The sequence below is a fragment of the Grimontia celer genome, from assembly GCF_900055185.1.
Taxonomy (GTDB): domain Bacteria; phylum Pseudomonadota; class Gammaproteobacteria; order Enterobacterales; family Vibrionaceae; genus Enterovibrio; species Enterovibrio celer.
This window is the reverse complement of the sequence record NZ_FIZX01000006.1, coordinates 100973-122025: the sequence shown is the minus strand read 5'-3', so window position 1 is coordinate 122025 and position 21053 is coordinate 100973. Positions and strand designations below refer to the sequence as shown.

The window sequence follows — 21053 nt, the reverse complement described above, 5'->3', positions numbered from 1 at the left end:
GACCGCAGAGCAGTCAGCGCCAATTTTTATTTTCGAAGCGCGATAGGTTCTACTCGGCTTCAGCCTGAGGCTTTTTTGATGCGATGATGCTTTCCAGCACAATGAGTCCAGCGCCAATGACTATCGCAGTGTCCGCAAAATTGAACGCTGGCCAGTGATTGTTCCCGATATAGAAATCAAGGAAGTCCACCACATAGCCATGCACAAGGCGGTCAAACAGGTTTCCGATAGCGCCACCAATAACCAGCGCGTAGGCAATATTCAGGATTCGGTTGCTGGCAGGCGTTGAACGCATCCAGTAAACCAGCATTCCCGATACGCCCAATGCTATCGCCGCGAAGAACCAACGTTGCCAACCACCAGCATCGCTCAAAAAGCTAAACGCAGCACCATAGTTATGAACATAGAGCAGGTTAAAGAATGGCAATATCTCAATGCGGTTCGACCAACCATAACCCATGGTATTCATCACCAGCAACTTGCTGCCGATATCCAGAACGAAGACCAGAAGCGCTAGCCATAGCCAGCGCAGTCCTGATTGTTTCGCTGTCAGATCTTTCATCCAGCTTTCCTATCGTATCGAGCCTGTTATGCGAACTGGCGCTTTTCGCCTTCGCCATCGATGTTGCTCACACAACGGCCACAAATCGCTTCATGACCTTCGATAGTGCCAACATCCGCAACATGGTGCCAGCAACGATCGCACTTCTCTGCGTCAGACTTAGCTACCGCAACAGACAGACCTTCCACATCAGTGATTACTGCCGCATCTGGTGCTGCATCAGTGGCGACGACTTCAGCTTTTGAAGTCAGCAGAACGAAGCGCAGTTCATCGCCCATTGCCTGCAGCTTAGCTGCAAACTCAGGTTTCGCGTAAAGCGTCACTTCCGCTTCCAGAGAACCACCGATAGTTTTCTCGTTACGTGCAGCTTCCAGAACCTTGTTCACCGCACCACGCACGCGAAGCAGTTCAGCCCAGAATGCGTTGTTCAGTTGTTCGTCTTCACCCAGACCGAACAGACCGTCATACCATACTTCGGTAAAGACGAACTTGTTACGGTTGCCTGGCATCTCGTTCCAGATTTCATCTGCGGTGAACGACATGATTGGCGCCATCCAGCGAACCAGTGCTTCCACGATATGGAACAGCGCGGTTTGACAGCTGCGGTGTGCGTGACCACCTGCTTTCGCGGTGTACTGACGGTCTTTAATGATGTCCAGATAGAATGAACCCATCTCAACCGAACAGAACTGCATCAGACGTTGCGTAACAGCGTGGAAGTTACACTCTTCAAACGCTTTCACGATCTCTTCCTGAGCTTCCAGTGCTTTGCCCACTGCCCAGCGGTCTGCAACCACCAGATCTTCCGCTGCAACCATGTCAGTTTCAGGGTTGAAGCCGTTCAGGTTCGCCAGCAAGAAGCGCGCAGTGTTTCGGATACGACGGTATGCGTCTGCGCTTCGCTTCAGGATTTCGTCAGAAACTGTCATCTCACCGGTGTAGTCAGTCGATGCCACCCACAGACGCAGGATGTCGCCACCCAACTTGTTCATCACGTCCTGAGGTGAAACCACATTACCGATAGACTTCGACATCTTGCGGCCTTGGCCGTCAACAGTGAAGCCGTGCGTCAGAACCTGTTTATAAGGAGCATGATTCTTGATCGCTACAGAGGTCATCAGGGAAGACTGGAACCAACCGCGGTGTTGGTCTGAACCTTCCAGATACATATCTGCTTCATGGCCTGCAAACTCTTCGCGCTGATTAACCACTGCATAGTGCGTTGCACCTGAGTCGAACCATACGTCCAGAGTATCCAGCACTTTCTCGTAGTTTGCCGCTTCTGCGCCAAGCAGTTCTTCAGCGTCTAGATCCCACCATGCCTGAATGCCAGACTGCTCAACTTTCTGAGCCACTTGCTCAATCAGCTCAACGGTGTTCGGGTGAAGCTCTGCCGTTTCTTTGTGAACGAACAGGGCAATTGGCACACCCCAAGTACGCTGACGTGAAATACACCAGTCAGGACGACCTTCTACCATTGACTCAATACGATTCTGGCCCCACTCAGGGATCCACTGTACGTTTTTGATTTCTTCCAGTGCTTTTGCGCGCAGACCCGCTTTCTCCATAGAGATAAACCACTGTGGCGTTGCACGGAAGATAATTGGTGTTTTGTGGCGCCAGCAATGCGGGTAGCTGTGCTCGTAAGCGTGGTGATGCAGCAGTGCACCGTGCTCTTTCAGCACTTCAACCACGTTATCGTTCGCTTTCAATACGTGCTGACCTGCAAACAGCTCTGTGTCTGGCAAGTAAACACCGTTGCTACCTACTGGGTTAGCCACTTCAAGGTTGTACTTTTGACCAACCGCGAAATCTTCCTGACCGTGACCAGGTGCAGTGTGTACAACACCGGTACCTGATTCAGTCGTCACGTGATCGCCCAAGATCACAGGAACATCGAAGCTGTAGAATGGGTGGTTAAAGCGCAGCAGTTCCAGCGCATCACCTTTACAGAAGCCCAGATTGTGGAAGTGCTCGATACCGGCACGATCCATCACATCTTTTGCAAGCTCTGCTGCCATGATCAGACGACGTGGCTTTTCACCTTCCACTTGAACCAGCACGTATTCCAGCGCATCAGAAACCGCGACTGCACGGTTCGCTGGCAGAGTCCAAGGCGTGGTGGTCCAGATAACGATAGACACATCACCTTGACCTGCATGACCTTCGTTCAGGTTGAACTTAGACAGCACTGCTGCTTCGTCGACAGCACCGAACATGACATCGATTGAAGGAGAAACTTTGTTGTAATACTCGACTTCAGCTTCTGCCAGTGCAGAACCACAGTCAGTACACCAGTGAACAGGTTTAAAACCTTTATGCAGGTGACCATTACCCGCGATTTTACCCAGTGCACGGATGATGTTTGCTTCGGTGTCAAAGTCCATGGTCAGGTATGGTTTGTCCCACTCACCCAACACGCCCAGACGTTTGAAGTCTGCCTTCTGGCCTTCAACCTGCTTCGCAGCATACTCACGACACTTCTGACGGAATTCAGCAGCAGACACTTTCTGTCCTGGCTTGCCGACTTTCTTTTCAACCATCAGTTCAATAGGCAGGCCGTGACAGTCCCAACCTGGTACGTAAGGTGCGTCGAAGTCCGAAAGGGTTTTGGACTTAATAATAATGTCTTTAAGAATTTTGTTTACGGAGTGACCAATGTGAATGTTGCCGTTCGCATACGGAGGGCCGTCATGCAAAATGAAAGATTTTTTGCCTTTCTTCGCTTTACGGATTTCACCGTAAAGATCTTCGTCATACCAGCGCTTGAGCATCTGTGGCTCGCGCTGTGCAAGATTACCTCGCATCGGAAACCCAGTTTCCGGCAGGTTTAAGGTATCTTTAAAGTCACTCATTGATTGTTCATTCCGTATATGGACGTTTAGACATTATTTCTCATCATGCTCAGCCAGCCACGCACGCGCTGTCTGGGCATCAATTCCGATTTGGGCTTTCAACTCATCGAGCGAGCCAAATTTCATCTCGTCACGCAGTTTATGTAAAAGCTGCACTTCGATTTGAAGACCATAGAGATCACTCTCCAGGTCAAAAAGGTGTACTTCCAGTTGTTGGCGCACACCGTTGACAGTAGGCCGTGTACCGACATTCGCTACACCACCCAGCCATTGTTCTTCTTCAATTCCACCAACTCGCACCACATACACACCAGAAACAGGAGATACACGACGCTTGAGCGGAACATTTGCCGTCGGGAAGCCGATGGTTCGACCTAACTTTTTACCATGGGAAACGCGACCGCTAATGCTATAAGGGCGACCAAGCATGGATTCTGCTTCAGCTTGATGTCCCGCAGCCAATTCATTACGAATCGCAGTGCTGCTGACACGTTGTTCTGAAACAGTAAAACTGTCAGTGCTTACCACTTCAAAACCAACGGTTTTGGCTTCGTTTTGCAGATAACAAAAATCGCCCTGACGCTTAGCGCCAAAGCGAAAATCATCACCAACCACGAGAAACTTAACACCCAATTGTTCAGCCAACAAGCGATGAACGAAGTCATGCGGCGTGATAGAGGCGAATTTGACGTTGAAGTTGACCATGACAAGACGCTCAACACCCAGTTTGGCCAGTTGAACGTACTTATCTCGAAGTCGGGTAAGTCTTGCCGGGGCATTTTCTCCCGAAAAAAGCTCCCGTGGCTGAGGTTCAAACAGCATTACCGTTGAAGGCAAACCAAGTTCGCGTGCTTTTTCCACCACGCGGCGCAGCACTTCCTGATGACCGAGATGGACACCGTCAAAGTTACCGATTGTTAGCACGCAGCCACGATGTCTATCGCGGATGTTATGGATACCCCGAATTAATTCCATAGCGGTAAAACAGCTTTCCCCTTAAAAAACCGACGGATTATATACTAATCAGAAGCTGCAATCAGCCTTCAGCGCGAAGTTGATGCGGTCGCAAACCCAAAATCACCAGCGAGACTACGTAAGTGATTGCGCCCGAAGCAATTAAGCCGGTCAGCGTATAGACCCGTTGCCACAAATCCATCACCAACCACTGGTCAAATACCGGCATAAAGTGATAAACCACCGCGCCCATCAGCACCACACCAACGACAAGACGCAAAGTAAACACCACAGTATCTTTGCTGACGCGGTAAACCTGCTGCTTGTGAAGGCCACGGTATAGCAAGCCTGCATTGACTAGCGCTGAGAGCGCAGTAGCAATCGCCAAGCCTACGTAGCCGTAGAAATAGGCAAAAATTAAATTAAAGCCCATGTTGCTTGCCATGGCGATAATGCCATAGCGCACTGGTGTTTTTGTGTCCTGACGGGCGTAGTAACCAGGCGCCAACACCTTTATCAACATAAAGTTAAGCAGTCCTGATGAATAAGCGATAAGTGACATCGCTGCCGCATTCACATCGTCAGCGCCAAATTCCCCGCGCATAAAGAGGACCATCAGCATTGGTTTCGCTAGCACAATCATACCGACCATAGCTGGAACGCCAAGCAGCAGCACCATGCGCACGCCCCAATCCATGGTCGACGCAAAATGTCCTGAAGATTGCTCCACATGTTTTTTGGAAAGCGCAGGAAGAATTACTGTCGCAATAGCAATCCCAAACAAACCCAATGGAAATTCCAGCAGGCGATCTGAGTAGTAAAGCCAACTGATAGAACCTGTTGCCAGGAAACTCGCAATAAAGGTATCAAGCAAGAGGTTAATCTGGCTAACAGAAACCCCAAACAATGCAGGAATCATTAGAGTGCGAATTTTAACCACACCCGGATGCGACCAGCCCCATTTAGGACGAACCAGCATCCCTTCGCGATAGAGGAACGGGATTTGGAAACCAAACTGAATAAGCCCCCCCAGAAATACACCAATACCCAGACCAATCTCAGGCTGTTCCATATTTGGTGAAATCCAAATCGCCGCTGAAATCATCGCAATGTTCAGAAACACCGGTGTGAAAGACGAAACTGCAAAACGACCCAAGGTATTGAGAATCGAGCCAGCCAGCGCCACAAAAGTGATAAACCAAAGATATGGAAAGGTGATCTTGAGGATCAGAGAGGCCAATTCAAATTTGTGGGCAGAAGGGCCATCGTTTACCCAATCGAGGAACCACCCCATCCCGAACAATGCCGTGATAACGGGTGAGGCAATCACCCCGATCAAGGTGACTATCGTTACCAACAGACCCAGTGTGCCCGACACATAGGCAATCAACTCGCGAGTTTTGGTTTTATCGTCACTGGCTTGGTATTCGGCCAACACCGGAACAAATGCCTGCGAAAAAGCCCCCTCTGCAAAAAGGCGTCTCAGGAAATTGGGGATTTTATTAGCAAAGAAGAAAACATCTGCTGCAGCGCCTGCCCCCATTAAATTCGCGATAACCACATCACGCACGAGACCCATCACACGCGAAACCATGGTCATCGAACTGACAATCAATCCGGAGCGAAGTAATCGCTTTGACACCTATATCCCCTTAAAAAGCAAAAGGAAGTAAACCTGCCTGCCTGTCGCCCGAGCCCCCTGTAGTTATAAAAAGAAAGGAGGCACCTTGAATAGCACGAAAAGCACAGATAAAAGGCTTACTTCAAGTAAAGAATGCTGGTAGAATCTGCCGCCATATTAACCGCGATGTTCGCAGCACGCCAATCCTAAGGTGAGTGCGGCGGATATTTGCACAAATGAATTGACAACTCGGGTAAAACGAGGCATATTCCTCGGCCTTAAATTGTCACCGAATATAAGATTTGGGAGTTAGACCCTTGGCGAATATCAAATCTGCTAAGAAGCGTGCAATCCAATCTGAGAAGCGTCGCCAGCACAACGCAAGCCGTCGCTCAATGATGCGCACTTACCTGAAAAAAACTATCGCAGCTATTGCAGCAGGCGATAAAGAAGCGGCTACTAAAGCATATGCTGAAGCGCAACCTATCTTGGACCGCATGGCTACTAAAGGCCTGATCCACAAGAACAAGGCTGCTCGTCATAAAGCTGCTCTGGCTGCTCAAATCAAAGCTCTGTAATAGCGCTCCGATTTGAAATAAAAAAACCGGCTCATGGCCGGTTTTTTTATTTGTTCTAATTTTTATTTACTGCAATACAACTGGTGTAGTGTTGTCATGATGGTTTGCACTTCTACACTTTTCAGCGAATAGTAGACTGTCTGCGCTTCTTTTCTTGTCGCCACCAAGCCATCCCGTCTCAACCAGGCTAGGTGTTGAGATAATGCAGACTGACTGAGTTCTAGCTTCTCACTCAGCGTGCCAACCGACATTTCCCCTTCCAGCAGATAACACAGTATGAAGAGTCTGCGCTCATTAGCCATTGCTTTAAGCAACTGCACGGCCTTAGGCCCAGCTTCTTGCATCTGTTTTAATTCCATACTTACTGCCTGCTAAAAAATACGTCTAAAGGTTTGTTTGTGTTTGACTTAAGTTTAACACTGTTCAGGGCAGTAACAATGGTCCGCGCTTAAGAATGCTATAAAGATGTTGAGACTTAGTGAAACAATTTGCTGAAATCGGCTTCACATATGCGTTTTACTGCAGGGTGCTGAATCATTCGTTCCGCAAAAATGACATAGTACTCTTCTTTCAGCGCTTCCACTTTTGCCACTTCCATAACATTGGGAAGCTCCAGCACATCTGAAGAGTAAAATGTCGGGGCAACAAACATGGCTTTGTGATTCGATCCAAATGCTTTCATCAATGCCGCATCATCAAACTCTCCCAGAATGGTAGGCGTGATGCCCTGGCTATCAAACCAATGCATTAGCTTGCGCCCCATGGCAGTACGTGTGCTTGGAATAAGCAGCTTATGCTCTTCAATGACAGCAGGAAAACGCTTCTTGGAGGTATCTCCTGAACAGAAGAAACTCATCATGCTCTCGCCTATTTTCACACTGAAAAGACCGGGGCTTTGTGTTGAATCCACAGGGCAATCTGACAGAATCATATCTAATTTGTGCTGACTGAGCTGCTCAAGCAAAAGTTCATGGGTCGACTCGAAGCAGCGAAGGTGAATACCATCATCTTCCGGCAAAGCTTTCAGTAGAACACGGCTAACAAGGCTTTTCGAAAGTGCGTCCGCGACACCAACATCGAACAACTGGTGCTCTCGCTGGCTGTAATTCACGATATCGAGCATTTCATAACTCAGCCCAAACATCTTGTCAGCGTACTTGAAAACTAGCTGCCCGAGCTCTGTTGGTTCGATATTTCTTCCTACACGCTTGGTCAATTTGCCTTTAAGGCGCTCTTCAAGCGCTCTGATCTGCCCTGTAACCGTCTGTGGCGTCAGGAACAGGGCATCAGCTGCCTTGGACACTGAACCTTGCTTACAGACCATCCAGAAGTAATAGAGGTGGTTGTAGTTTAAGTGTGACATGTGTTCTCAACGAAAAAACGCCAGACGCGTTATCCGCGGCTGGCGTTTTGAAATGGTAGCCTATCCTTTTTTGGCAATGGTGGAGGTCTTGTAACGACCTCCTGCACGCTGTTCCAGCGCTCTGCCTAATAGGGTGTCTTTATTGACGCTTGGTGTTGTTGTTAGTGATGCTTTCTCAACAACCTCAGGTTGGGTTGTTTCCAGCCCAGCAAGGAAAGCCTTGCACACGTCTGTCGAACTATCATCAAAACAGTGTGAGTACTTATCCGTCGCCAGTACTGGTGCTGCGAAAAGAGCAACACTAATAATCAATGCTAATTTTCTTCTCATCGCTATCTTCCTCCACCTCACTCGATTTCGGCAATACAGCATTTAGCAGGGCGTAACCTGCCACAGCCGAGATAGTTGAACCAATAAGAATGCCCAGTCGTGAGAAGGTAATGTAGCTTTCATCCACACCTACAAACGCCAGCGACGAAATGAAGATGGACATGGTGAAGCCGATACCACACAACAAAGACACGGCAAAAATTTGCTTAAAGTCCACGTTTTCAGGTAAGCGTGCAATACCCAGTTTTACTGACGCCCAGCTCAAAGTAAAAATACCCAAAGGCTTACCCACCAATAGACCTAGCGCGATACCCAATGGAAGCGTGTTAGTCAGGCTTTCCATTGATACACCTTCCAGCGATACACCTGCATTTGCAAACGCAAAGATAGGCAGTATGAGGAACGCAGCATAAGGGTGAATGGCGTGCTCCAGCTCTTTGAGCGGGGACTTGCCGTCTTTTCCACCTTCAAGTGGAATGACAAAGCCCAACACTACGCCAGCCAGCGTCGCGTGCACACCAGACTTCAGAACGCTGACCCAAAGAATGGCACCGACTAACAAATACCACTTGGTCGCGGTCACTCCTTTGGCATTCATTAGGAAAAGTGCTGCCGTAGCAAGGAAAGCAACAGTAAGAGCAGTCACAGACAAATCACTACTGTAGAACAGCGCAATGATCACAATAACGCCAAGGTCATCGATAATCGCCAACGCAAGCAGGAAGACTTTCAGTGCTAACGGAACGCGTTTACCAAGCAGCGCCATCACACCCAGTGCGAAGGCAATGTCAGTCGCAGCTGGGATTGCCCAACCCGCTTGTGTTACAGGATCGCCGGCATTAAACGCCAGATAAACCATTGCCGGGGCAACCATACCACCCACAGCAGCAATAGCAGGGAAGATCGCTTTCTCTTTGGTATTCAGAGCGCCTTCAATCAGCTCCCTTTTAACCTCAAGTCCAATCAGTAAGAAGAAGATGGCCATAAGGCCGTCATTGATCCAATGTGCAACAGACAAACCAGCTATGTAGCTATGAAGCACGCTGTCATACAGTGGCTGCAAAGGCGAGTTGGCAATAATAATCGCCAGAATCGCAGCAACGATCAGCACTAAACCACCAGCTGATTCCATCTTCATAAACTGACGAATCGCATCAGTCATTAAAAGCACTCCGTTAAATTAGTTAATCTCTACTAGTCTAGGCGCCGATCATCGATAAAGAAAAATCGGTTCTTCGGAGATTAAACATCGAAATTTCCGAAGTATCCAATCAAAATTGTTACTTTTTTCGCAACGAAAATCGGCGACTCTGTAATAAACGTACCCAATCCAGCCTGCATCAAGCCTTCAAACGGTTCAAGTGCCTATTTTTTATACTGCGATTCCACCCCTTATAAATACCACTTATCTCTATGTTTTTTATGGAAATAAGTGCACATAGCACAAAGTGTTTACACCCTTTCTTATCAATGGCTAATGCACCGCCTTAAAACTGTCATATTAGTGAAATATTTCGTACCTAATATCCGCGCCAGATTCTTTCATTGACACAAATCTGACATTTAACTGTCACGGAGATTTCTCTTATGACCTCCCAAGCTTCTACTGCTGCACCGATTAACAGCTCTAAGAATTGGGTACGTTGGGCCAACCTGGCACTCATGCTTTATGTACTGCTTCTAGCAGTATCCATGGTTGGAAGTGGTTTCAAATGGGCTGCGGGTGACGAGGCTAGAACCTTGTTTGAATTCGCGTCTCATCCAGTTGCAGGTCTGATGATTGGTATCGTAGCGACAGCGCTCATCCAGTCTTCCAGTACTGTAACTTCTATTATTGTTGGTCTCGTCGCTGGCGGCCTGCCAGTTGAAACAGCCATCCCTATGGTGATGGGTGCAAACATCGGCACTACCGTGACCAATACTCTGGTAAGCCTGGGTCACGCGCGCTGCAAAGAAGAATTCCGCCGTGCATTCACCTGTGCAACTGTTCACGACTTCTTTAACCTGATTGCTGTAGCTATCTTCCTGCCGCTGGAAATGATGTTCGGCCTGCTGGACAAGATCTCAAGCTGGTTGGTGGCACCTTTTATGTTTGAAGGCAGCCTGAGCATGAAAGGTCTGGACTTTATGGGTCCAATCACCAAGCCACTGGTTAATGGCACTAAAGATATGCTGTCTACACTGCCAGGTAGCTGGGGCGGTATCGTACTTGCTCTGCTGGGTATTGCACTTATCTTCGCTTCTATCACTATGATGGGCAAGCTGATGCGCTCTCTGATGGTGGGCCGTGCAAAAGAAATGCTGCATAAAGCGATTGGTCGCGGTCCTATCCACGGCATCATGTCAGGTACTTTGGTTACCATTCTGGTTCAGTCTTCTTCTACGACGACCAGTCTGATGGTTCCACTGGTTGGTACCAACGTACTGAAAGTACGCGACGTGTATCCGTTTACTCTGGGTGCGAACATCGGTACCTGTATCACTGCTCTGCTGGCAGCAACTGCGGTGACCGGTCCAAACGCTGTATTTGCCCTGCAGATCGCTCTGGTACACCTGGCATTCAACATCATGGCAACCCTACTGATCTTCGGTACGCCATTCCTACGCGAAATCCCACTGAAGTGTGCGGAAATGCTGGGTGAAGCTGCAGCGAAGAACAAGATGGCTGTTGTGGCTTATTTAGGTCTGGTATTTATTGCGGTTCCTTCGCTAGTGATGCTGGCAACCCAATAAGCAATACTGACAAACTGATTTGAAAACGCCCGCTGATGCGGGCATTTTTGTATTTAGAGTTCTGCAGGAACAATATCAACTAGTCCAGACAACAAAAAAGCGGTACTGATACTCATCAGTTACCGCTCTTTTCTTTCCTAGGACCTTCTCTTCCTAGGAGCTGCTCTTCCTAGCTTTTGACCCTTAAACCGCAATAGGCGCTTTAATAGACGGCTGAGCTTCGTAACCTTCAATCTCAAAATCTTCCAACTTGTAATCGAAGATAGAATCGGGCTTACGTTTGATTGTCAGGGTTGGCCGATTACCCGGCTCACGCTTGAGCTGCTCGTAAACAATATCATCGGTCAAGTGATTGTGATAAAGGTGAACATCACCGAAGGTATGAACGAAATCACCCACTTCCAAATCACACTGCTGCGCAATCATGTGCGTGAACAGCGCATAACTCGCGATATTGAAAGGTACGCCCAGAAAATAGTCTGCGCTGCGCTGGTAAAGCTGACAAGACAACTTGCCATCAGCTACGTAGAACTGAAACAAACAGTGGCATGGTGCCAGTGCCATCTTGCCTTGCTCTGCATTTGCTTGTGGGCTGATGGTCTCGTCAGGCAGGTCAGCAGGGTTCCAAGCCGAAATGATATGGCGGCGTGAATTTGGTTTGGTTTTGATCTGTTCAATCAGCTCGGCTATCTGGTCAACAGTAGAACCATCCGGACAGGCCCATGAACGCCATTGTGCGCCATAAACCGGGCCAAGATCGCCCTCGTCTGTTGCCCACTCGTCCCAGATTGTCACATTGTTGTCTTGCAGATACTTGATGTTGGTATCGCCATTGAGGAACCAAAGCAACTCATGAATGATGGCACGCGTGTAAAGCTTTTTGGTGGTCAGCAGCGGAAAGCCTTCGCTAAGATCGAAACGCATCTGACGTCCAAAAACAGAGCGTGTCCCCACTCCAGTACGGTCACCGCGGTCGGTGCCGTTATCAATGATATCCTGCATCAAATCAAGATATTGCTTCATGGTTCTTCCTTTCGTTTACTACCCGCTGCAGCGGGGTGATAAATCACAAATATAAAGAAAGCCGCAGAGATCTGCGGCTTAAACTGAAATTGTTATGCGGAGCGCGCTGCGCTTGGGTCTCTGCGATAGGCCCAGACTACCATCAACACACCCACAATAATCATTGGCGTCGACAATATTTGTCCCATGCTGATCCAATCACCAAATAGGCCCAAGTGTGCGTCAGGCTCACGATAAAACTCGACAATAAAGCGAAACGCCCCGTAACCAATCAGGAACAGACCGGAAACGGCACCAGCAGGCCGCGGCTTCTTAATAAACCAGTTCAGGATGAGGAACAACACGATGCCTTCCAGTAAAAACTCGTAAAGCTGCGAAGGATGACGTGCAATTGAGCCTCCTGTTGGGAAAATCATCCCCCATGGCATGTCTGTCGCACGCCCCCAAAGCTCACCATTGATAAAGTTACCCAGACGGCCTGCACCCAGTCCAAATGGTACCAGTGGCGCAATAAAGTCTGAAACAGCGAAGAAAGTCCGCTTGGTCTTGCGGGCATACCAAGCCATGGCTGCAATCACGCCCAACAATCCGCCATGGAAGGACATGCCGCCTGTCCACACTTTGAACAGGAATAAGGGATCGGCAAGGAAAGCGTCAAATTGGTAGAACAGCACGTAGCCAATACGACCGCCTAACACGACCCCCAAGAAGCCTGCGAACAGTAAGTCACTCACTTCATCTCTTGTCCATCCACTACCCGGTTTGTCTGCACGGCGGTTAGCTAACCAGAGCGCAAACGCAAAACCAGCAAGGTACATCAAGCCATACCAGCGGACTGCCAGCGGCCCGATTTCAATCAGGACAGGATCTATTTGGGGAAATGTCAGTGACATGAATTCGTCTTCCTTAGCTAAAAAACATGCTTGCGCCCACTAAGAGCAAAAACACCGCGAATACGCGTTTTATAATGGGTGTCGGTAATTGGGTCGCAAGTCTCGCACCGTAACGTGTTGTCATTACGGAAGTGACTACAATACCAATCAACGCAGGTAAGTAAACATACCCAACACTGTATGGTGGTAGCGCTTCGGGTTGAGTCAGCCCGAAAAAGATAAAACCAATGACACCAGATAACGCCAAAAAGACACCGCACAGTGAAGCACTTCCGATGGCTTTACGCATTTCGATGCCATGACAATTCAAGTAAGGCACGGTTAATGAACCGCCACCAATTCCCGCAAGGCTCGCTATCATACCAATCGCTGTCCCGCTGGTCATACTCCCAAGAGGGGAAGGTAACGGTCTGACCGACTTAACCCGCAGCGACAACGCCATTTGAAGAGCAAGCAGCAGCACAATAGTCCCAAACACTTTCGGTAAATATTCAGTTGGCATTCGGTCAGCTATACCACTACCCAACAGACCTCCAAACAGAATACCCGGCAACAGTGTGCGGATAACCGAAGGTTGAACATTGCCCAAGCGATAATGGGTATAAGCAGATGAGGAAGAGGTGATAACAATGCTGGCAAGCGAAGTGGCGAGCGCCATCGGCATCACGAGATTGGCAGATATTCCTGCCCAGGGCAGAAGAACACTCAACGCAGGCACGACAATCAGGCCGCCACCGATACCTAATAGCCCGGCTAACAGACCAACAATGCCACCGACGAAAAGACAAACGCCAAACAACCACAATGTGGCTTCTAACATGAAAGATTCCTATTGGCGCAAGACAAAAGCCAAGTCACCTTATTATTTCCCTTTGCCTAACATCCCAGTAAAGCTCGGGCTATTTACCTACCCGGATCAAACCGCCGAGATTGTACTGCTCTAAAAAGGCTTCAGAGGCGTTTCTTATATCACGCGCTAATGACAGTTGTTGGACAGTCGCCGTATGCGATTCCAACTCCTCGCTGGGGATGTGGCGCAGTACGTATTTTATCTTCGCCACACTTCGTGTGTTCATACTGAGCTGTCTATACCCCATACCTACCAGCAATACTGCGCCAATAGGATCACCGGCAAACTCACCACAGACACTCACTGGCAGCTTGAGCCGTTTGCTATTGTCTAGAATTTGTTTAAGCACCGCCAATACTGATGGGTGGAATGTATCATAGACCTCAGCGACCCGGGCGTTGTTTCTGTCTACAGCCAATAAATACTGTGTCAGGTCATTGGTACCTACTGAGAGGAAATCGATATGCGGCGCGATGGTATCCAGCTGATAGAGGACAGAAGGGACTTCGACCATGATACCTAACCTCGGCAGCTTTAATGTCTCTCCTTGCTGATCAGCGATTTCTGTCACTTCCGAAAAGGCCCTTTCAATCAGCGCCTTAGCTTCAAGAAGCTCTGATAATCCAGAGATCATGGGAAGCAGAATAGAAAGGTTGTCGCGCCCGATACTGGCACGCAGCATGGCACGAACCTGAATCAGGAAGATATCTGGGTGGTCCAGGGTAAAACGGATTCCGCGCCAGCCTAGGAAGGGATTGTCCTCTTCGATTTTAAGATAAGGTAACGGCTTGTCACCGCCAATATCCAGTGTGCGCATGACCACTGGCTGCTTAGGATAGCAATCCAGAATCGCACGGTATTGATTCACCTGATCGTCTTCCGACGGGAAGCTTCGTTGCATCAAAAACGGCACTTCGGTACGGTAGAGGCCAACACCATCGACCCCTCGGTTTATCGCAATGCTGGTATCAGCACTGAGTCCCGCATTCAAATGGACTTCAACCCTCACCCCATCGGCAGTTTCTGTTTTCTTGGTGAAAGTACTTTCGACTTCCTGTTGCAGTTCGAGCTCTTCGTCGCGAAGACGTTCATACTCTTCGAGCACCTGCGGAGCTGGTTCAACCAGTAACCGTCCCTTGAAACCATCAAGCACAATCTGCTTGCGGTGAATCAACTGCGGGCTGAATTCAACCCCCATAACAGCGGGAATACCGAGCGCTCTTGCCAGAATCGCGGCGTGTGCGTTCACTGCGCCTTCTTCAGCGACGACACCAGCTAAACGATCACGAGGGATCGCAGCCAGCATGGCAGCCGTCAGTTCACGGGCAAACAGCACGATAGGCTCATCAAAATTCCACTGCTTAATTTCTTGGTTCTCAAGGAAATAAAGCAGGCGCTGTCCAAGCTCCTTCACATCGTTCGCACGTTCACGAAGGTAAGGATCGGACATATTCTGGAAACGCTCAGAAAATGCGTCAATGGTTTGCTTCACCGCCCATTCTGCCAAGTCGCCATTCTGAATGCGTTCATTCATGGCCTTTCGCAACATGGGATCGTTAAGAAGGTGGATAAAAAGATCGAAGATCGCCAGCGTGTCCTGATTCAATTCGCTGTCAAACCGCTTCCGCAAACGGCGGAATTCGGTAATGGCAGCACTGATAGCGCCATCCAATCTGTCGCGTTCTTTTTGGGTATCAAGGCAAGAAGCAGGGAATACCAAATCAAGACGTGGCTGTGAAACATCACACCAGGCTTTGGCAATAGCAACACCTGGCGAAGCTGCCGCACCCTCGAGCAATAACGCCCCTTTGGCATTATTAGGCCAGACCCCTTGTGCTTTGGCATGGGCAAACACCACGGCCAACTGGGCGGCGAGCGTAACAAGGAATGACTCTTCACTTTCATCGAACTGACGCGAGTCACGCTGCTGGACAACCAGGATACCCAGCACTGTTCGGCGATAAATAATAGGCGTACCAAGAAAAGCGTGGAAAATGTCTTCGCCGATATCAGGAAAGTGTTTGAAGTCGCTATGGGAACTGGCAAGTGCTAGGTTGATAGGCTCGGCGCGGCGACCAACCAAACCCACCAGACCTTCATTAAAGGAGAGAGAAACACGGCGTGCACGGGTATTGAGTCCCTGCGTCGCCATAAGATCATATTGTTCACGGTCATAATCGGCGATGTAGACAGAGCAACACTCCGTCTCCATCGCAGAACAGGTCTCACGCACTAAAACATTGAGCGCCTGTTTGACGTCGGTGGACGACGCTACATTGTTAACGATATCCCGCAGTTTCGTCAGCATCAGCGCCCTCGACGTTTTTCCTTAGTTTTTCGCTGTGCCCCGCTTACCTTTCCGTTTATTTTTTCTTTCGCGAAAAGGCATCGCCATAGGCGCAAACTCTTTCATCGCGCGTCGATAAACTTCGCGTTTAAACGACACCACTTGCCTTACGGGGTACCAATAACTGACCCAGCGCCAGCCATCAAATTCCGGCGTCCCCCCGCGTTGCATGTTCACCTTTGACTCGTCACACTCCAGCTTCAGCAAAAACCATTTTTGCTTCTGGCCGATACACACTGGCTTGGAATCCCAGCGTACCAGACGTTTAGGTAATTTATAGCGTAACCAGTGACGACTGGTAGCCAGAATTCTTACGTCTTTCTTTGTTAACCCTACCTCTTCGTAGAGTTCACGGTACATGGCCTGTTCAGGAGTTTCACCGTCATCAATACCACCTTGTGGAAATTGCCAAGAGTGTTGTCCGTATCGACGAGCCCAGAGAACTTGACCGTGGCTGTTACAAATTACTATCCCTACGTTGGGACGGTAGCCATCGCCATCTATCACTGGACGACCTCAAATATAAATCTCTATTACCAGTGATTTTTTCACACTATGTGCACAGTGGTAAACAAACATTGTGTATGAGACGCATTTTTTGGGGGCTTCAACCGCCTTTATGGATAATTCCACCAGTTACCCAAAGTTATAAACAGCTCGGTGAGACTAAGCGCACATTTATTCACGCTTTCTGTGGATACATTTGTGCAGAACAGACTTCAAACTGATTAAAAGTGTCTCACCATGGCGAATTAAAGACACATTACGGACTGAGCAAATAAATATATATAATTATATTTCAATTACATAGATAAAAATCTCACTGTGGTTAACTTGAAATTTAATGACCAAATTTAGAACGATCTTAAAGTGGTCAAAGATCCATCAAACTTTGACTTACCCACATGACTCGTTCACTTTGTCGCCAGTATGATCCAAAATCAACCATATTCTGTGAGCAAAACCACTGTATAGGCATCCATGATCCATTTTTATACCTTATATCAGCAGATCAATGTGGATAACTCAAAGATAAATGCAAAAATCGGTGGATCCATTTTGTGGAGACTGATAGCGTTCTCATCAGATTAATCGTACTCAAAGCCACTATGATCCCAGCCCCAACATCTGAAATTGAACTCCTTGAACGCGCCTTTTCCTTGGCGGGTTATACGCTTGGCGAGCTTGCTGAGCAACACGGGCTAGAGTGTCCTGCTGATCTTCGCCGTGAAAAAGGCTGGGTAGGCATGTTATTGGAGACATGCTTGGGAGCCACGGCGGGCAGTAAACCCGAACAGGATTTCCAGGAGATCGGGATCGAGCTGAAATCGATTCCGATCAGCCATACTGGAAAACCACTGGAAACCACATTTGTCTGTGTTGCACCACTGACAGGGGTTCAGGGACTGACTTGGGAACAAAGCCACATTCGCAATAAGTTATCCAAAGTGCTTTGGATCCCGGTTGAAGGTGAACGGGAAATACCGGTATGTGAGCGTCATGTCGGCATGCCTTTGCTATGGCAACCCTCTGAAGATGAAGAAGCGCAGCTCAAAGCGGATTGGGAAGAGTTAATGGAGTTTATCGTGCTGGGCAAGGTACATGAAATCAGCGCCAGACATGGTGAGTATTTACAGCTTCGTCCCAAAGCAGCAAACAGCAAAGCAAAAACGGAAGCTTATGGTGCAAAAGGCCAACCCATCAAAACCTTACCCCGAGGCTTTTATCTTCGCACCCAGTTCACGGGCAAGATACTCGCCCGCCACTTTATGCTGCCAGAAAGCGAAAGCTAACCTTACAGCGTAATTTCCATGTCTTCGTTACAGCTTGTGTCTGCGGGTCCAAATTCGTCATAGGGATCAAGCAGGCGAAGCGTGGCTTTTTTCACGCCGACCTTCCGAAGTTTCTCCGACACCTGCTCCATGTTGTCAAAATGCAGCACCTCGTCGGTATTGTCATCTTTCAAAGGCTCTAGTTTGTGTCTGACTTCTACTTCCACCACATACTGCGCACCACCTGCATGCGCGATCACATAGCAATGGGGTACGTTGTCGGGGTGAGCCTGTATCCAGCTCTTCAATTGCTTTAATTTCATCTTGTTACCCGCATTGTTAATCGAATGTTAATTCTAGTATAAGGTCTCAGACTAGGGTGTGTGATTTAAAACTGATATTTCTGAGCGCTTCCACGTAATCCATTTGCGACTGCTCAAAATCTTCATCCAATTCCGACACCGCTCCCCCACTTTTTCGCTTGTACCGACAGGAAAATTTCCTAAGATGGAAAGTAAACCCCGCACATCTCGTTAACGTATTTCCCGTCGTCCATGAGATGCAGCCCAAGGAGAAAGGATGCAATACCACACACTTCCCCATACCAACCTGGAAGTCAGCAAGATTTGTCTCGGTACCATGACGTACGGTCAGCAAAACACGGAAGCGGATGCTCATCAGCAACTGGATTTTGCGCTCGACCACGGTGTGAACTTTATTGACACGGCGGAAATGTATGCGGTGCCGCCGACACCAGAAACTCAAGGGCTGACAGAGAAGTACATTGGTACCTGGCTACAGAAATCCGGCAAGCGTGATAAAGTCATTATCGCCACCAAAGTCGCTGGCCCCCGCGGCGTACCTTATATCCGCGAAAATATGTCATTGGATCGTCGTAATGTCCGCCAAGCGGTCAACGACAGTCTCGCCCGTTTGCAGACAGACTACATCGACCTTTATCAGGTGCACTGGCCACAGCGCCATGTGAACAGTTTTGGACAATTGAACTACGACCATCAGGACGAAAACTCAGGCGTCACCCTGCTGGATACTCTGGATGCGCTGGCAGAATTGGTGCGTGAAGGCAAAATCCGTCACATTGGTGTATCAAATGAAACCCCATGGGGTGTAATGAGCTATCTTCGTTTGGCTGAGAAACACAGCCTGCCGCGCATTGTCTCTATTCAAAACCCTTACAATTTACTCAACCGCAGCTTTGAAGTTGGCTTGTCTGAAATCAGCCATCAGGAAGGTGTTGAACTGCTCGCCTACTCACCGCTCGCGTTTGGTGTGTTGAGCGGAAAATATCTCAATGGCGCCAAACCTGATGGCGCACGCTGCACCCGCTGGGAACGTTTCGCACGATACTTCACCGAGCAAGGGCAGGCAGCAACTCAGGCTTATGTCGATCTTGCTGAGGAGTTCGCCATTGACCCATCACAGATGGCACTGGCCTATGTGAATATCAGATCATTTGTCGCCAGCAATATCATTGGTGCTACAACAATTGAACAGCTCAAAACCAACATCGACTCTATAGACGTCGAGCTGCCGGAAGAGCTACTGAAACGTATAGAAGAGATTGGCAAACAGTACTCCAACCCTTGCCCGTAATCCAAAACCAGTTGTAACACACCCTTTGGTACGCAATTTTATGCCCCTGAGGACCAGTTCAAGGGACATAAAAAATCTGTGCTTGGAGGCCTATCAAATACTTCTATGAGCAGTCTTCGCTGCTCATCAAGTAAAAGCTTCTACGATTATGTGTTTAGTATCGTTAAAGGCACTGGACCTCCCCCTATTGTAGTGGACACGTATTTCAGTCCATAAGAAGGGCCTTTTGCCAGCTTATAAATCAGGAAAAAAGACAGCGGTATATTCACTAGACTTTAAACGTAAAGCGGTGGAATGGAGCTTTTAAAGTCATCGCACAATCAGGTCAGTTGTAGAAGTATTAGATTTCCATCCATTTATGCTTTCTAAGGGGCGACGTGCTTAGCTAGATGGAGTGTTTGCTATACCTAAAACCCCTCCAAAATCTCAGAAGAAGCCAAAGTCACAATACGTTATTTATCGCTAAAACAAGGTGTTGCTGAGCTTGTAGAGGAAAATGACATTCTAAAAAGTGGCAACGATTTAAAGCCGAACAAATACTCAAGCCTTCCGATTCATAAAAACGTTCACTGGTGTGTATTTTGTGACGTTGATGTGCCTGCACATTTGTGTGTCAAATAGTGGCTACTTCGCGTGGCTGCGACGTGGTGTATCTAACCACGCACAGATAGACAAGGTGCTGCGCGAAAGAATAGCGCTTTTACACAAGCACAGTGAAGGCAGATATGGCAGCCCGAAAATACACGAAGCAATGAATTAGGAAAGCGATAGAGTGGATAAAAACGCGTAGCTCGCTTGATGGAAGAGGCAGTATTAAAGGCACACTTTGACAGAATCTTTCGCTGTCGGAACAATAGTAGAGAGTTATCAAAACCATTAAAAATTTACCAGCAATGGTCATCGAACGTGACCTACATTGGGGACGGTAATAAGTGGGGATCTTTAACCGTTATCATCGATTTATTTTCGAGGAAAGTTGAGGGTTGGGATTTAAGCAGTCGACTGGATACGGACTTGATCATGCTCGCAAGCACGAAAGTAGTGAGATCTAGGAGGACTAATCAGGGGTTATTATTCCATACAGATAGAGTGCGTCACTACCGAGTGATATAGGTGCGATACAAAGCATGAATCGTCCTGTTTATTGCACAGACAATACGGAAGTGGAGGCCTTCTTCAAAACACTGAAAGGCGAATTGATTAAGGAAGCGTTTATTTGAAGTTTGGTGCAGCCTGAAGAGAAGCTTCAGCGATATATTGATTACTTTTAAAACCGAACATGGCTTCACCGAAGTATCGGATATGTATCTCCAATAGCGTTTGAAAAACAATAGCTTTATGTAATTAGGAGTCCGTTTAATCGGTGTAACATCACATTCAACTTCAAGCTGTTGGACTTAATACTCAACGCCGAAATCATATCATCAAAATTTGGTGAAAAATCATCTGGTCATGGCTTTGAAAATTAGCTTAACGATTTAGTAAACAACGTTTTTCAAGTTGTTAGGTCCCCATAAAATTTCAAAGCCATGAGTAAAGTCATAGGACTAGGCATAAC

At 48.1% G+C, this 21053-nt stretch carries 19 protein-coding genes; 5 read left to right on the top strand and 14 right to left on the bottom strand.

What is annotated here, in order from left to right; genetic code table 11:
* Positions 1 to 49 precede the first annotated feature (49 nt).
* From lspA to murJ, 4 genes are all read right to left on the bottom strand, one after another.
* On the bottom strand, positions 50 to 562 hold the full coding sequence (gene lspA / locus GCE9029_RS22920) for a signal peptidase II (protein ID WP_062667278.1): 513 nt from the start codon (positions 560 to 562) through the stop codon (positions 50 to 52).
* Between the two features lie 26 nt (positions 563 to 588).
* Positions 589 to 3417, bottom strand: a complete 2829-nt coding sequence (ileS, locus tag GCE9029_RS22915; RefSeq protein WP_062667276.1) for an isoleucine--tRNA ligase — start codon at positions 3415 to 3417, stop codon at positions 589 to 591.
* A gap of 33 nt (positions 3418 to 3450) precedes the next feature.
* On the bottom strand, positions 3451 to 4392 hold the full coding sequence (gene ribF, locus GCE9029_RS22910; protein ID WP_062667274.1) for a bifunctional riboflavin kinase/FAD synthetase: 942 nt from the start codon (positions 4390 to 4392) through the stop codon (positions 3451 to 3453).
* A 61-nt stretch (positions 4393 to 4453) separates the two neighbouring features.
* Complete coding sequence (murJ, locus tag GCE9029_RS22905) at positions 4454 to 6013, bottom strand: murein biosynthesis integral membrane protein MurJ (RefSeq protein WP_062667272.1); 1560 nt, start codon at positions 6011 to 6013, stop codon at positions 4454 to 4456.
* A 296-nt stretch (positions 6014 to 6309) separates the two neighbouring features.
* Between murJ and rpsT the strand changes: the two genes are divergently transcribed.
* Complete coding sequence (gene rpsT / locus GCE9029_RS22900) at positions 6310 to 6570, top strand: 30S ribosomal protein S20 (protein WP_062667270.1); 261 nt, start codon at positions 6310 to 6312, stop codon at positions 6568 to 6570.
* A gap of 62 nt (positions 6571 to 6632) precedes the next feature.
* On the opposite strand, the gene GCE9029_RS22895 is transcribed toward rpsT, so the two are convergent.
* From GCE9029_RS22895 to nhaA, 4 genes are all read right to left on the bottom strand, one after another.
* Positions 6633 to 6929 (bottom strand): ArsR/SmtB family transcription factor, encoded by a 297-nt coding sequence (locus GCE9029_RS22895; protein ID WP_062667269.1) that lies wholly within the window; start codon positions 6927 to 6929, stop codon positions 6633 to 6635.
* 116 nt (positions 6930 to 7045) lie between these two features.
* Positions 7046 to 7933: a transcriptional activator NhaR gene (gene nhaR / locus GCE9029_RS22890; protein ID WP_062667267.1), complete on the bottom strand. Its 888-nt coding sequence runs from the start codon at positions 7931 to 7933 to the stop codon at positions 7046 to 7048.
* Between the two features lie 60 nt (positions 7934 to 7993).
* Positions 7994 to 8263: a hypothetical protein gene (locus GCE9029_RS22885; RefSeq protein ID WP_062667265.1), complete on the bottom strand. Its 270-nt coding sequence runs from the start codon at positions 8261 to 8263 to the stop codon at positions 7994 to 7996.
* Complete coding sequence (nhaA, locus tag GCE9029_RS22880; RefSeq protein ID WP_062667263.1) at positions 8235 to 9425, bottom strand: Na+/H+ antiporter NhaA; 1191 nt, start codon at positions 9423 to 9425, stop codon at positions 8235 to 8237. The genes GCE9029_RS22885 and nhaA overlap by 29 nt, the downstream gene beginning before the upstream one ends.
* Before the next feature lie 425 nt (positions 9426 to 9850).
* Between nhaA and GCE9029_RS22875 the strand changes: the two genes are divergently transcribed.
* Positions 9851 to 10996, top strand: a complete 1146-nt coding sequence (locus GCE9029_RS22875; protein WP_062667261.1) for a Na/Pi symporter — start codon at positions 9851 to 9853, stop codon at positions 10994 to 10996.
* 183 nt (positions 10997 to 11179) lie between these two features.
* Here GCE9029_RS22875 and GCE9029_RS22870 read toward each other — a convergent pair whose 3' ends face one another.
* From GCE9029_RS22870 to rppH, 5 genes are all read right to left on the bottom strand, one after another.
* Positions 11180 to 12019: a thymidylate synthase gene (locus GCE9029_RS22870; RefSeq protein ID WP_062667260.1), complete on the bottom strand. Its 840-nt coding sequence runs from the start codon at positions 12017 to 12019 to the stop codon at positions 11180 to 11182.
* A gap of 92 nt (positions 12020 to 12111) precedes the next feature.
* A complete protein-coding gene (lgt, locus tag GCE9029_RS22865; protein ID WP_062667258.1) occupies positions 12112 to 12912 on the bottom strand; it encodes a prolipoprotein diacylglyceryl transferase in 801 nt (266 codons plus the stop codon).
* Positions 12913 to 12925: 13 nt separating this feature from the next.
* Complete coding sequence (locus tag GCE9029_RS22860; RefSeq protein WP_062667256.1) at positions 12926 to 13732, bottom strand: sulfite exporter TauE/SafE family protein; 807 nt, start codon at positions 13730 to 13732, stop codon at positions 12926 to 12928.
* 79 nt (positions 13733 to 13811) lie between these two features.
* Positions 13812 to 16070, bottom strand: coding sequence for a phosphoenolpyruvate--protein phosphotransferase (gene ptsP, locus GCE9029_RS22855; RefSeq protein ID WP_062667254.1), 2259 nt, complete (start codon positions 16068 to 16070; stop codon positions 13812 to 13814).
* 21 nt (positions 16071 to 16091) lie between these two features.
* The gene (rppH, locus tag GCE9029_RS22850) at positions 16092 to 16616 is read right to left on the bottom strand and encodes an RNA pyrophosphohydrolase (protein WP_062667253.1); all 525 of its coding nucleotides are present in this window, start codon (positions 16614 to 16616) and stop codon (positions 16092 to 16094) included.
* A gap of 602 nt (positions 16617 to 17218) precedes the next feature.
* Here rppH and mutH point away from each other — a divergent pair.
* A complete protein-coding gene (gene mutH, locus GCE9029_RS22845) occupies positions 17219 to 17902 on the top strand; it encodes a DNA mismatch repair endonuclease MutH (protein WP_062667333.1) in 684 nt (227 codons plus the stop codon).
* 2 nt (positions 17903 to 17904) lie between these two features.
* Here the strand turns inward: mutH and GCE9029_RS22840 are convergent, their stop codons facing one another.
* Positions 17905 to 18204 carry a DUF6482 family protein gene (locus GCE9029_RS22840; RefSeq protein ID WP_062667251.1) on the bottom strand — a complete coding sequence of 100 codons (300 nt, stop codon included), beginning with the start codon at positions 18202 to 18204 and terminating at the stop codon, positions 17905 to 17907.
* A 256-nt stretch (positions 18205 to 18460) separates the two neighbouring features.
* On the opposite strand from GCE9029_RS22840, the gene GCE9029_RS22835 reads away from it, so the two are divergent.
* Positions 18461 to 19495 (top strand): NADP(H)-dependent aldo-keto reductase, encoded by a 1035-nt coding sequence (locus tag GCE9029_RS22835; protein ID WP_062667249.1) that lies wholly within the window; start codon positions 18461 to 18463, stop codon positions 19493 to 19495.
* 798 nt (positions 19496 to 20293) lie between these two features.
* Positions 20294 to 20608: a DDE-type integrase/transposase/recombinase gene (locus tag GCE9029_RS27040; RefSeq protein ID WP_157487851.1), complete on the top strand. Its 315-nt coding sequence runs from the start codon at positions 20294 to 20296 to the stop codon at positions 20606 to 20608.
* Positions 20609 to 21053: the final 445 nt, after the last annotated feature.

What these genes read in the sequence shown, in the direction of transcription:
- ptsP (WP_062667254.1), bottom strand. Translation starts at nt 16,070, where the DNA reads ATGCTGACGAAACTGCGGGATATCGTTAACAATGTAGCGTCGTCCACC.
- GCE9029_RS27040 (WP_157487851.1), top strand. Translation starts at nt 20,294, where the DNA reads ATGGAAGAGGCAGTATTAAAGGCACACTTTGACAGAATCTTTCGCTGT.
- ileS (WP_062667276.1), bottom strand. Translation starts at nt 3,417, where the DNA reads ATGAGTGACTTTAAAGATACCTTAAACCTGCCGGAAACTGGGTTTCCG.
- GCE9029_RS22870 (WP_062667260.1), bottom strand. Translation starts at nt 12,019, where the DNA reads ATGAAGCAATATCTTGATTTGATGCAGGATATCATTGATAACGGCACC.
- lgt (WP_062667258.1), bottom strand. Translation starts at nt 12,912, where the DNA reads ATGTCACTGACATTTCCCCAAATAGATCCTGTCCTGATTGAAATCGGG.
- GCE9029_RS22860 (WP_062667256.1), bottom strand. Translation starts at nt 13,732, where the DNA reads ATGTTAGAAGCCACATTGTGGTTGTTTGGCGTTTGTCTTTTCGTCGGT.
- GCE9029_RS22840 (WP_062667251.1), bottom strand. Translation starts at nt 18,204, where the DNA reads ATGAAATTAAAGCAATTGAAGAGCTGGATACAGGCTCACCCCGACAAC.
- nhaA (WP_062667263.1), bottom strand. Translation starts at nt 9,425, where the DNA reads ATGACTGATGCGATTCGTCAGTTTATGAAGATGGAATCAGCTGGTGGT.
- GCE9029_RS22875 (WP_062667261.1), top strand. Translation starts at nt 9,851, where the DNA reads ATGACCTCCCAAGCTTCTACTGCTGCACCGATTAACAGCTCTAAGAAT.
- mutH (WP_062667333.1), top strand. Translation starts at nt 17,219, where the DNA reads ATGATCCCAGCCCCAACATCTGAAATTGAACTCCTTGAACGCGCCTTT.
- GCE9029_RS22835 (WP_062667249.1), top strand. Translation starts at nt 18,461, where the DNA reads ATGCAATACCACACACTTCCCCATACCAACCTGGAAGTCAGCAAGATT.
- ribF (WP_062667274.1), bottom strand. Translation starts at nt 4,392, where the DNA reads ATGGAATTAATTCGGGGTATCCATAACATCCGCGATAGACATCGTGGC.
- GCE9029_RS22885 (WP_062667265.1), bottom strand. Translation starts at nt 8,263, where the DNA reads ATGAGAAGAAAATTAGCATTGATTATTAGTGTTGCTCTTTTCGCAGCA.
- GCE9029_RS22895 (WP_062667269.1), bottom strand. Translation starts at nt 6,929, where the DNA reads ATGGAATTAAAACAGATGCAAGAAGCTGGGCCTAAGGCCGTGCAGTTG.
- nhaR (WP_062667267.1), bottom strand. Translation starts at nt 7,933, where the DNA reads ATGTCACACTTAAACTACAACCACCTCTATTACTTCTGGATGGTCTGT.
- lspA (WP_062667278.1), bottom strand. Translation starts at nt 562, where the DNA reads ATGAAAGATCTGACAGCGAAACAATCAGGACTGCGCTGGCTATGGCTA.